Source organism: [Flexibacter] sp. ATCC 35208 (genome assembly GCF_001975825.1).
GTDB lineage: Bacteria > Bacteroidota > Bacteroidia > Chitinophagales > Chitinophagaceae > Chitinophaga.
Window position 1 is genome coordinate 25,988 of record NZ_MTKN01000002.1, and the last position, 12,335, is coordinate 38,322.

The following is a 12,335-nucleotide window of genomic DNA, read 5'->3' on the forward strand; positions in this document are numbered from 1 at the left end:
GGAATATCTTTTATAAAAATTGGTACTACAGCAATACATACAGGACACTTTGTTCCGGAAGGAACCTTGTATTCTCCCCAAAACAGGCATCTTTTCGGTGCAACATATTCCAGCACGTTATAATGTGACAACCAAGACACTGGAACCACCGCAAGAGGTGATCCGGTTCGAGGATACCTGGGGAGATGAAGAGCAACTGGTGAAATGGATTTCCCAGAGAGAGCATCTGGTCGATAATATTGCCCGGATGAAAATGGAGAAATATGTGGAAGAGGTACAGACCATGCTCAAATCGGGTCAGACCTTCGCTATTCCGGGCGTAGGACAGTTGAAAGCCGATATGGCGGGGCAGGTGATCTTTATTGCAGAGTACCTGCCGATAGAGCTGGAAACCCTGATGGTACAACCCGTGATCAGGACAGACGTGAGTCATCGTGTAACGATCGGTGACAAGGAGTTTGTAAACAACCAGGTAGTGAACCACTTATCTGCTTCTTCAGAAAATGCAAAACCTAATCCGGGATATACCACAAATTCAGATTATCCTCCTTATCCGGAGCCGGCGCAATCTTCTTTCCGCTGGTGGTGGGTGGCTGTACCTGTAGCCGTTGTACTGGCCGCAGGCCTGGTATGGTGGCTCATAGCAAAGCAACCCCTGGAAAGTCAGGAGCCCGTGATCTCTGCAGACAGGAGTACTCCTGCTACAGTAGATACCACACTTGTGCAGGATTCTACTACCCGTACAGACAGCAGTCAGCAACAGGCAGCGTCATCTGCTACGGCTACCAATAAAACCTATTATGTGGTGGTGGAAGAATTTCACGACCTCAAGAAGGCCACCAAAAAGCTAAATTTTCATCATAAAAACGACCGGGGTTACGTAACGCTGCAAGCTGATTCCAATGATACCAGTTTTTACAGACTGTTAGTTCCTTTCAACACCCCATTGGCTGATACAACGAAGTCAAAAGATTCTATCCAGAAATTCTTTGGGGTACCTAAACGTCCTATTGTTTACTAGGACTTTAAATCTCTTTTGCTACTATCTGTAATCCCTCTTCAAAACTGTGTGGCTGATAGCCCAGTTCCTGTACGGCCTTATCAATCACGAAACCTGTCCTGGCAGGGCGTTTAGCTGGTTGTGTAAAGGTTTTTGCATCTACTTTTTCCAACAATTGTGAGTTTAACTGGAAGTAACCAGCTGTTTGCACAGCCATCTGGTAAGGAGTGAGTGTTTCACCACCAGAGATGTGGAAGATACCACCCGCCTTTTTATCGGCTACCAGTTTACAACCAGCTGCGAGATCCTGTACCAGCGTAGGTGTACGCCATTGATCATCTACCACTTTCAATTTTTTCCCCTGTTCCAGATTCGTTTTTACCCAGGTAATAATGTTACTACGCTTAGGATCTGCGGCTACACCGTATACCAGTACTGTACGCACGATAGACCATGCCAGATGACTATTATGGACAAGCCTTTCTGCGGCTACTTTGGTAGCGCCATAGTAACTGAGGGGGTTTACAGCATCTTCTTCTGCATAAGGGCCTTGTAAGCCATCGAATACAAAGTCAGTGGAGAGAAAGATAAAAAAGCTTTTGGTTTTTTCTGCGGCCTGGATGAGGTAGCGGGTCGCATTGACATTACAGTCCCAACAGGCATCTTTGTTTCTTTCGCAATCGTCTACCTGGGTCATGGCAGCCGCGTGGATAACGATATCTGGCTGATGCTTCTGTAGTAACTGATTAACACTGGAGGACTCTCTCAGGTTAACCGGCTCGTAAAGGTAACCTGCCTGTTTAGGGAGACGATTAGCGCCCCTACCGGTGGCGATGACTTCGTAGCGGGAGTCCTGTAAAAAGAGGGGGATGAGGTGCTGGCCCAATAATCCGTTACTGCCTGTGATTAATACCTTCATATTTATGCCTTTTGCTAAAATTACGAAGAAAAGAGTTTGGTTAAAAAAAAACGCTGATGTCTGGGACATCAGCGTTTTTTTGAAAGAGGCGCAGGCCTTCATTTAATTTTTAAAATGCATTCCCAAATTATACATTATAAAAGCCCATATATCCGCAGATTCCTCTATCAGCTTGCCCGTTGGCTTACCAGCTCCATGGCCGGCCTGCGTGTCTATACGTATAAGCGTTGGGTTAGGCCCTGCATTGTCCGCCTGCAGCGTAGCTGCGAATTTGAATGAGTGTGCAGGCACCACCCTGTCGTCATGATCCCCTGTAGTAACCATGGTAGCAGGGTAAGACGTACCTGGTTTCAGGTTGTGCAGTGGTGAGTATTTGATCAGGTATTTAAACTGGTCTTCCTTATCACTGGTGCCATACTCTACACCCCATGCCCATCCGATGGTAAAGTGCTGGTAACGCAACATATCCAGCACTCCTACTGTAGGTATCGCTACCTTGAACAGATCCGGGCGTTGTGTCATCACCGCACCAATCAGCAAACCGCCATTAGAACGGCCATGTACCGCCAGTTTGGAGGTATTGGTATATTTTTCTTTGATCAGGAACTCTGCAGCCCCGATAAAATCGTCAAATACATTCTGTTTCTTTTCGAGCATACCTGCTTTGTGCCATTCTTCGCCGTACTCCGCACCACCACGCAGGGTTACCTGTGCATAGATACCGCCCTGCTCCATAAAGAACAGATTAGATACACTGAAGCCTGGGGTGATCGGGATATTGAAACCACCATAACCATACAGCAATACAGGATTGTTGCCATCCAGTTTGATCCCCTTCTTATAAGAAAGGAACATAGGGATACGGGTACCATCTTTACTATTAAAGAATACCTGTTTGGTTTCGTACTGGGAAGGATCGAATTTCAGTTCAGGTTTAAAATAAGTAGTAGACTTACCGGAAGCTATATCATACTTATATACCAGGGCCGGTGTCACATATGAATTAAAGGTGTAATAGAATTCCTTGTCTTCTTTTTTACCACCGAATCCACCTGCGGTACCGATACCCGGGAGTTTGATCTCCCTTTCCAGGTGACCGGCATAGTTTAACTGGTATACACGGTTGGCAGCATCCTGCAGGTAGGTAGCAAAGAGTTTTCCACCACCGGTACCCACATGCATGAGGGTTTCCTTGCGTTCAGGAATGATTAGTGTACGGGGACCCTCTGGATTTTTGGTATCGATCAGCTCTACCTTATAATTAGGAGCGCCTTCGTTAGTGATCACAAATAGCTTATCGCCGTCATTGTCTATTACATTTGGCTCATGATCGAAGCCTTTGATCAATAATTTGAACGTCTTTTGGTCAGGATTTTTCATGTCCCAGAACCATATCTCATTGCCGGAAGTCCCTTCTGACGCGTTTAGGAGCACGAATCGCTCATCCTCGGTAACGGTTGCCTGAAAATTGCGAAGTGGGTGATCTGAATCAGCGTGGATCAGTACATCCTTATCCTGAGAAGTGCCTACCTTGTGATAGTAAACTTTATGGAATTCGTTCTTTTTGGAGAGTTTGCTGGCTTCGGTAGGTTCGTCATAGCGGCTATAGTAAAAACCATCTCCTCTCCATGAAAGACCACTGAACTTGAGCCAGTTCAGGCTATCCGGGAGCAAAGTTTTGCTAGCTACGTCCATAATACGGGCCTGCTGCCAGTCAGAACCAGCCTTTGCAATTAAATAGGCGGCATATTTTCCATCTTTGGAAAACTGTACGGAGCCTAAAGCTGTTGTACCATCGGCAGAGAGTTTATTAGGGTCGATGAAGACTTCGGGAGTAGCGCCCGGGGTGGTAGACTGCCTGTAAAGTACTGACTGGTTCTGCAAACCATCATTTTTATAGAAGTACAAATAATTGCCTCTATGATCTGGTGCACCAGTTTTTGGATAATTCCATAACACTTCCAGACGATTTTTTATCGAGTCGCGGAACGGTATCTTTGCAAGATAATTCTGGGTGACAGCGTTTTGTTCTTTCACCCATGCTTTGGTTTCCGGGCTGTTATCGTCCTCGAGCCAGCGGTATGGGTCGGCAATAGTGGTACCATGGTAGTTATCTGTCACTTCGGTCTTCCGGGTTTGCGGATAAACGAGGCCGGGCTGTTGAGATTGGGCTTGAGCTGTTGTCATAGTCGTAAGCAGCAATGAGGAATTAATAAAAGTGAAAATAAAAGCATGAAGACGTTGCATTATTGCATTTAAATTATACATATGTATATTTTTTTAAAAAAATACTCTATTGGTTAACTGAAATTGAAAATTTTCTTTAATTCATCAGAATACTATTAGAAAGAATATCCAAAATGTTATTTTTGTGCGCCAATTAAATATTTTTCCGGCAATTTAACCATAAGGAATGTGATAATCAGGAAAAGAAGAGGACTTGCGGAAAGAGATTGTTAGAATATTCGGGATATACCACTATGACACATTTGGGGTATAAACTGGGTGAGAACAGGTTCAACGTCGGGGAATTCCCACATAAAACAACGTAGAGAGGGAAATATAACATAACTATGAAAAAAGTTAACAACATTGCGGTCCTTACATCAGGCGGAGACGCGCCGGGCATGAATGCTGCCGTTCGTGCGGTTGTAAGAACGGGAATTTACAATCAGCTGAATGTTTTTGGTGTCATGTATGGTTACAGGGGAATGTTGAAGAACGAAATCTTTCCTTTGGAGTCTAAATCTGTTGCCAACATTATACAGCGCGGTGGTACAATCCTAAAAACGGCCCGTTGTAAAGAGTTTTACGAGGCCGAAGGCCGTAAAAAAGCATACGAAAATTTAAAGAAGCACAACATCGACGGTATAGTAGTGATCGGTGGCGATGGTTCTTTCAATGGTGCGTACAAGTTGAGCCAGGAATTTGACATTCCATGCATTGGCCTGCCAGGCACAATTGACAAAGACATTGCCGGTTCTGATTTTACCATCGGATTTGATACTGCGGTGAATACTGCGGTAGATGCGATTGATAAGATCCGTGATACAGCAGATGCGCACGACCGTTTATTTATTATAGAAGTGATGGGGCGTGATGCTGGTTATATTGCCCTTCACAGTGGTATTTCCACTGGTGCTGAGCACATTATGACTCCTGAGCACATTATTGATGTACAGGACATTATCTTAGAACTGCAGGCTAACGAACGCCGCAAGAAATTAGTTAACATCATCGTAGTAGCAGAAGGTTCTGCTGCTGGTGGTGCAGAAGCGGTAGCACGCCAGATTAAGGAGCAATGTCCTCAACTGGATACCCGCGTAACCATCCTCGGACATATACAACGTGGTGGTAGCCCAACCTGTCAGGATCGTATCCTGGCCAGCCGTATGGGTTATGCAGCTGTTGAGGCGCTGTTGAATGGCACTTCCAATGTTATGGTAGGAATTGTAAACAACAAAATCCAATATACACCTCTGGAACAGGCCATCAAAGCCAAAGAGCATATCGATCCGGAATGGTTTAAAATTGTAAAAATACTTGCGAGTTAAAATAAGAGCTATGAGTACACAAGATATATCTAAACACAAAACGAAGATAGTTGCCACAGTAGGACCGGCATGCGACACTTACGAAAAATTACTGGCACTGGTAAAGGCTGGCGTAAACGTGTTCCGTCTGAACTTTTCACATGGCTCTCACGAGGACAAGCTGCGCATCATTGGTTACATTCGCCAGATTAACGAAGTTGAATCTTACAATGTAGCCATCCTGGCAGACTTGCAAGGTCCTAAACTGCGTGTAGGTGAAATCGCTAACAATGCACTGCCACTGACTCCGGGTATGATCCTGACTTTCGTAAACGAGAAGGTAGTTGGTACCGCTGAAAGAATATACGTATCTTATGCAGACCTGCATAAAGATGTAAAACCAGGCCAGAAAATCCTGCTGGATGACGGTAAGATCGAAACTGTAGTAAAAGAAATCACTGCTGCAGGTGAAATCAAAGCTGAAGTGACCCTGCCAGGCGTTCTGTCTTCCAAAAAAGGTTTCAACCTGCCAGATACCAAAGTATCTCTGCCAGCGCTGACGCCAAAAGATGTGGAAGATCTGGAATTCATCATCGACCACGACTGTGACTGGGTTGCCCTGTCATTTGTAAGAGATGCTGCTGACCTGCAACTGATCCGCAAACGTCTGAAAGAACGTAACTCTAAGATCAAGGTTATCTCTAAGATCGAAAAGCCTGAGGCTATCGAAAATCTGAAAGAGATCATCTGGGAAAGCGACGGCGTAATGATCGCTCGTGGTGACCTGGGTGTGGAACTGCCTGTTGAGCAGATCCCGATGATCCAGAAAGATATTATCCGTAAATGTATTCACCGTGCTAAGCCGGTAATCGTGGCTACCCAGATGATGGAATCCATGATCGACCGTACCCGCCCTAACCGTAGCGAAATCACTGACGTAGCTAACGCGGTACTGGAAGGTGCTGATGCCGTAATGCTGAGTGGTGAAACTGCAACTGGTCAGTTCCCGGAACTGGTAATCCAGACTATGCGTAAGATTATCGGTGAAGTAGAGAAAGAAGAAATCATCTACAACCGTAACCTGATCCCTCACCGTCACTCTCCTACCTTCATCAGCGATGCACTGTGCTACAATGCATGTAAAATGGCTGAAGACCTGGAAGCAAATGCACTGGTTGGTATGACCCAGAGTGGTTACACCGGCTTTATGCTCAGCAGCTACCGTCCACGCTCTCCACTGTTCGTATTTACTAAAGAGAAATCTTTGGTGAATCAGCTGAGCCTGAGCTGGGGTGTACGCGCGTTCTATTATAAGGAAGAAATCGGTCTGGATAACATTATCAATGATCAGATCAGCATCCTAAAAAATAAAGGGTATCTGAAAACTGATGATATTGTGGTAAATACCGGTTCTACTCCAGTAGCAGAACATTTGCCTACAAATACGATTAAGGTATCTAAAGTACAATAAGCTATTTTGTATAATAAACAGGAACGGCTCCCTTCCGGAGCCGTTCCTGTTTTAGGGAAAAGGCATCGGAAACCGATGTATTTTCTGGTTTAGATATCATTCCTCGTTTAGATGCCTTTTACATTTTAAAAGTCCAATACTATTCTCGTAAATAACCGCATTCCATTCACCCCCATCTGCACCGGATCCCAGGCACCACCTGCTTCGCCATCAAAAGCTGACAGCTTCGCGCCTTTCACATAGCCTAAATCAGGATGTACATTAAATACGTTATCCACACCTACAAACCAGTTGATATGCCTGTTGAATTTATAACCCGCATATACATCTGTCACTACCTTTCCTCTGTACACAAATAACTCTGGCACTGTCTTTCCACCTTCATCCAGTTCTACGATCGGGTTGATACCTGTACCAGCCAGGTCGCCGGAATAACCGTAACCATACAATTCTACCTTACCATAATAAGTGAGGTGTGAACCAAAGCTGATCTTATTAACACCATATTCCAGGTTCAGGCCCATTTTTACCGGTGGTGCAGAAGCTTTTACAAAGCGTTGCTCACGGTCGCTGAAGAAGGATTGACGGTGTACATACGTGTCATTTAATTTAGCAGGTACATTGATCTTGTCGATTGTCATGTGCTGGATATTGCCTGTGAATAATCCACGGAAATGGTGATTGCTCCAGCGTTTGTTATAATCAACGACGAGGTCTACCCCATAGTTGGAAGTGTTTACAGCATTCGCAAAGAACTGTGCGTTGTCGATGTGTAACTCATTTAAAGTATTGTATACTTCTGCATCCAGCGTGGTATCGCTGGCGCTGAACTGACCGGAGAGTACGATACGGTCTTTTACTTTTACATAGTATCCATCCAGGGTTAAAGTTAGTATTGGCAATGGTTTCCAGGTAAAACCAAGACTGGCATTGATTGACTTTTCCTGTTTCAGATCAGGGATGCCTGCAGCTCTTGTAATCGCGTTGTAGTTAGGCGCAATCTTCACTTCGGTGATCGTGCCACCCTGTACGTTGGTGTATTGGGAACTGTAGTTGATTTGCTGTAAGGAAGGCGCTCTGAAACCAGTACTTACTGATGCACGGATGTTGAAATCGTTTGTGATTTTGTAACGGGTAGCCAGTTTGTAATTGGTGGTGAAGCCGAAGTCAGAGTAATTTTCTGCCCTGACAGCAGCACCTACCAGCCATTTACTGGTCACATCCAGTTCTGCATCTACATAGGCTGCGATATTGCCACGATTGGCCACGACCTCATCGCTGGGGCGATAGCCAGGGAAACCCTGGGAACCGGTGGCTTTATAAAAAGTGGGATCGTAATTGGTGTAAGAGGCTTCTTCGCCTGCGTAGATGCTATACCTTTCGTAACGGTATTCTGCACCAAAAGCGAGGTTCAAATTTGAGATTGCTTTGGTGAAAGTTACATTCGCCGTGTTTTGTAAAAAGGAGAACCCGCCATCGTCGAAGTGGGTAGGAGAGTTTGCACCCAAAGAGGCATTGAAAGTCTTATCTCCATAAAAGTGGAAATTGTTTCTGCCCAGGGTATTGCTCACATCCCAGGTCCAGCCTTCTCCAAATTCACCTTTTACCCCTACAGCAGCAGAGATGTCACTGACATGGGTCTGGATGTGTGGATCAAAAATGGTGTCGCCTGGTACAGCGTACATAATGTCTTTGTGGAAGATCAGGTTTCCGTTATCATCAGTAGGAAAACGATCCGGATGCCCGCTGAATGAACGGGAATAGGCAAAGGCATCGGAGCTCTTATAGTTATATCCACCAAAAGCATAGAGGGTGGTGCTGCCTGTACCAAAAGGCACTTCCAGGTTGATCATGCCACCTCCATTTACACGGGAGCCATCGCCGGCACCTCTTCTCACACTGTTCACAGGCAGTCCATCTTTATGACTCAGGTTTGTATCGAGGTTTTGTCTGTAGGTTTTACCCTGGATGAGGAAGTTGCCCGAAAAGTTGAGGAACCCGCCATTTTTACCCAAAGGAAGGCCATAGCTGAGGCCCAGGGTACCGGTATTTCCATCGATAGGTACACCGTACTGGTATTGGGATTGTTTACGCCCAAACCAGGTATTGTACTTATGGTCATAATAACCGGCATAACCTGCGGTCACATTGAGGTGGTTCACGTCTTTTTTGAGGATGAGGTTGATTACTCCTGCAATGGCATCGGAGCCATATTGGGCAGAGGCACCGTCGCGAAGGATTTCGACCCTGTCGATGGCAGCTTCGGGGATGGCATTGAGATCAGTGCCTGAATTACCACGGCCACGGGTACCGTATACGGCTACGAAGGCTGTCTGGTGGCGTCTTTTACCATTTACAAGCACTAAGGTCTGATCAGGTCCAAGGCCCCTGAGGGTGGCGAGGTCGATCATATCTGCACCATCACTTCCACTTTGTTTGTTGTAGTTCAGGGAGGGAGCGGCCATGTTCAGGACGGCAGTGAGATCAGTTTTGGCAGTAGACTGGGATGCCTGGGCAATGGGTATGACATCGACGGGAACGGGCGTTTCCGTTCTGGCACGACCCGTACCCCGGCTACCTACGAGTACGATCTGGTTGAGTTCCGAGACGGCGGAGACCAGTTTTACATCGACCACAGAGCGGCCATTGACGGAAAGGGCCTGTGGGGTGAAGCCGATGGCACTTACTTCCAGTACATCATTGGCTTTGGCCTCGATGGTGTATTCACCGGACTTGTTGGTTAAACTGCCGGAGCTACTGAGTCTGACCCTTACGGTAATTCCTTCTAATGGCACGCCGGTTGTGGCATCTGTTACTTTTCCGGTTATTTTCTGTTGGGCACTTGCTACAGTCAGGCAGAGGCATAGTATTGCCATACAGTACACGATCTTGGTTGACATATTTACAGGTTTGGGTGATTAAACTAAATATACCCAATTTGTTGCATACTATTACTACTCACATAATTATGAGTACTTTTGAGTACCAATCGCTTTAGTCAATCGACTTATATCTGATATGAATTTAATCAGACAGGCAGAACAACAAATTTTCGCCGACTTCGTCCAGGTAGAGAATGTCCCCGAAATTATGCATTCCTATATCGTTCCCCATGCAAGAAGAACGGTATACGGCAATGCCCGCGTATTTGTATTTAAGCAATTGCTGGAAGCAACACCTTTTCGGGTCTGGCAACACCACGTGATCACTTCACAGGTTATAGATATTCATCCTCATGTAGATCATCCGGGTTTGCATCTGGCTGTTACGCTTTCTTCGCTCAATGTACATTCTGGCATGCGTGGCGGAATACCAGAGCATGTACGACAGGGAGATCTGAATTTATTTTATGTAACGTATGAAGAAAAAGCAGTGTCTATACATCCGGGTACGCATTGTTTTTTAAACATTGAATTCGGTGAAGCACAACTACCATTATTTGCGGAGCGTGCATTTATTGAACAAGCCATCCTACCTGCTAAAGCTGCGAATCCACTTGGTGGTGTAATTAATGCAGCACCTGTAGCGCTGGATGCATATGCTTCGATGCTCCTTGAACAGATACGCAATCCACTGGGGTGTAATGAATATGCACGTAGCAGGTATATCAGCAAACAATGTGAATTATTGTTAGTGCATTTCTTTGCACAGTTACAATATCCTCCATTGGAATATCAGCCATTGACGAATGAAGATATCAATAGTATTGATAGTGCGAAAGCATATATCAAAGCGAATACAATTGGTGTGCAAATTTCAGAATTGTGTGAGTTGTTTGATATCTCTGCGGAGAAATTACAATATGGATTCAAACATTTATATGGCACCAGTGTAGATGCATTCGTCATCTTATGGCGACTGGAAAAAGCAGCGGTATTATTAACATTGCCGGAGATCGATTTGCAGCTGGTAGCAGATGAAACAGGGTATAGTCATGTAGCTGCATTTGTGAATAGTTTTACACGGTATTATAATTGCGCTCCTGATCAGTTCAAGCAATTATAATCCTTACTTTTATCAAAACTTCATTCACATGAGTACCTTTAAGAGTATTAACCCATATACACAGGAAACCATTGCTGAATATACAGCGCACACACCATCAGAACTGGAAGAAAAACTTGTTAAAGGTCATCAGGCATACCAGGCTATGAAGCAGACTTCGCTGGAGCAGCGTTGTGCATGGATGCAAAAGCTCGCGGATCTGTTGAAAGAGAAAGCCGATGAACACGCTGCGATCATCACCCGGGAAATGGGGAAAACACTAAAAGAAGCAAAAGCTGAAGTATTGAAATGCGCTACATCTGCTGAATATTATGTGCAAAATATTGGTAGCATGCTGGCCTCAAAAATCATCAAATCTGATGGGCAGCAGAGCTATGTGGCATATGAGCCGAAAGGAATAATTCTCGCTATTATGCCGTGGAATTTCCCTTACTGGCAGGTGTTCCGCTTTGCCATTCCTAATATTCTTGCCGGCAATGCAGGTATACTCAAGCATGCCAGCAATGTAAGCGGTTGTGCACTGGCCATGGAGCAGGTATTTTTAGAAGCTGGCTTCCGGGAAGGCGTATTTCAAACCGTGCTGGTGAATTCTAAACATATAGAACCGCTGATTGCCGATGATCGTGTACAGGGTGTGACCCTCACCGGTAGTACTGCTGCTGGTCAGAGCGTAGCAGGGCTGGCAGGAAAATATATTAAAAAGACGGTGTTGGAACTGGGGGGCAGCGATCCCTTCATCGTGTTGAAAGATGCGAATCTGGAAGAGGCAGCACGTACAGCTGTAAAAGCCCGTTTTCAGAACGCTGGTCAGTCCTGCATCGCGGCAAAGCGCTGGATTGTAGACCAGGCAATAGTTGAGGCATTTACAGAACAGGTGACCACACTCATACAGCAAATGAGCCAGGGAGATCCTACCTTGCAGAAAATTGACATGGGGCCAATGGCCCGTCCGGATCTGGCAACGGAGTTAGGACATCAGTTACATCAGAGCATAGAACAGGGTGCGAAACTGATTACAGGTGGGCAGCGTTCGGGTGCGAACTTCGCTCCTACCCTGCTCAGCGGTGTAAAACCAGGCATGACAGCTTTTGACGAAGAAACATTCGGCCCACTGGCTGTTATTATTCAGGCTGATAATGAGCAACATGCTGTTGCGCTGGCGAACCAGACGCCCTATGGGCTGGGGTCTTCTCTCTGGACCAGCGATCTTGATAAAGCGAGAAAACTGGCTGTACAGATCGATAGCGGCAATGTATTTATTAATGCCATGGTGCGTTCAGATGCCCGTCTGCCCTTTGGGGGCGTAAAACAGTCGGGATATGGCAGGGAACTTTCCCTGGAAGGCACACATGAATTTTTGAATGTTAAAACGGTTTACATAGCTTAGCACCCTGAAACAACGGAATC

General features: G+C 45.6%; 8 protein-coding genes. 5 read left to right on the top strand and 3 right to left on the bottom strand.

Going from position 1 to position 12,335, the window contains the following annotated elements; all coding sequences use genetic code 11:
• Positions 1-19: 19 nt before the first annotated feature.
• Positions 20-1,021, top strand: coding sequence for a hypothetical protein (locus BW716_RS01655; protein ID WP_083720366.1), 1,002 nt, complete (start codon positions 20-22; stop codon positions 1,019-1,021).
• Between the two features lie 4 nt (positions 1,022-1,025).
• Here the strand turns inward: BW716_RS01655 and BW716_RS01660 are convergent, their stop codons facing one another.
• Both BW716_RS01660 and BW716_RS01665 read right to left on the bottom strand, forming a co-directional pair.
• Positions 1,026-1,919: an SDR family oxidoreductase gene (locus BW716_RS01660; RefSeq protein WP_083720796.1), complete on the bottom strand. Its 894-nt coding sequence runs from the start codon at positions 1,917-1,919 to the stop codon at positions 1,026-1,028.
• A gap of 102 nt (positions 1,920-2,021) precedes the next feature.
• Complete coding sequence (locus BW716_RS01665; RefSeq protein ID WP_220388700.1) at positions 2,022-4,106, bottom strand: prolyl oligopeptidase family protein; 2,085 nt, start codon at positions 4,104-4,106, stop codon at positions 2,022-2,024.
• A gap of 386 nt (positions 4,107-4,492) precedes the next feature.
• Between BW716_RS01665 and pfkA the strand changes: the two genes are divergently transcribed.
• Both pfkA and pyk read left to right on the top strand, forming a co-directional pair.
• Positions 4,493-5,473 (top strand): 6-phosphofructokinase, encoded by a 981-nt coding sequence (gene pfkA, locus BW716_RS01670; RefSeq protein WP_083720367.1) that lies wholly within the window; start codon positions 4,493-4,495, stop codon positions 5,471-5,473.
• A 10-nt stretch (positions 5,474-5,483) separates the two neighbouring features.
• The gene (gene pyk / locus BW716_RS01675) at positions 5,484-6,923 is read left to right on the top strand and encodes a pyruvate kinase (RefSeq protein ID WP_083720368.1); all 1,440 of its coding nucleotides are present in this window, start codon (positions 5,484-5,486) and stop codon (positions 6,921-6,923) included.
• A 125-nt stretch (positions 6,924-7,048) separates the two neighbouring features.
• Here the strand turns inward: pyk and BW716_RS01680 are convergent, their stop codons facing one another.
• On the bottom strand, positions 7,049-9,823 hold the full coding sequence (locus tag BW716_RS01680; protein ID WP_083720369.1) for a TonB-dependent receptor: 2,775 nt from the start codon (positions 9,821-9,823) through the stop codon (positions 7,049-7,051).
• A 118-nt stretch (positions 9,824-9,941) separates the two neighbouring features.
• On the opposite strand from BW716_RS01680, the gene BW716_RS01685 reads away from it, so the two are divergent.
• Positions 9,942-10,928, top strand: coding sequence for an AraC family transcriptional regulator (locus tag BW716_RS01685; protein WP_083720370.1), 987 nt, complete (start codon positions 9,942-9,944; stop codon positions 10,926-10,928).
• A 28-nt stretch (positions 10,929-10,956) separates the two neighbouring features.
• On the top strand, positions 10,957-12,315 hold the full coding sequence (locus BW716_RS01690) for an NAD-dependent succinate-semialdehyde dehydrogenase (protein ID WP_083720371.1): 1,359 nt from the start codon (positions 10,957-10,959) through the stop codon (positions 12,313-12,315).
• The last annotated feature ends 20 nt before the right edge of the window (positions 12,316-12,335 follow it).

Coding starts and splice junctions, on each gene's coding strand:
- BW716_RS01660 (WP_083720796.1), bottom strand. CDS start 1,919: ATGAAGGTATTAATCACAGGCAGTAACGGATTATTGGGCCAGCACCTC.
- BW716_RS01665 (WP_220388700.1), bottom strand. CDS start 4,106: ATGACAACAGCTCAAGCCCAATCTCAACAGCCCGGCCTCGTTTATCCG.
- pfkA (WP_083720367.1), top strand. CDS start 4,493: ATGAAAAAAGTTAACAACATTGCGGTCCTTACATCAGGCGGAGACGCG.
- pyk (WP_083720368.1), top strand. CDS start 5,484: ATGAGTACACAAGATATATCTAAACACAAAACGAAGATAGTTGCCACA.
- BW716_RS01680 (WP_083720369.1), bottom strand. CDS start 9,823: ATGTCAACCAAGATCGTGTACTGTATGGCAATACTATGCCTCTGCCTG.
- BW716_RS01685 (WP_083720370.1), top strand. CDS start 9,942: ATGAATTTAATCAGACAGGCAGAACAACAAATTTTCGCCGACTTCGTC.
- BW716_RS01690 (WP_083720371.1), top strand. CDS start 10,957: ATGAGTACCTTTAAGAGTATTAACCCATATACACAGGAAACCATTGCT.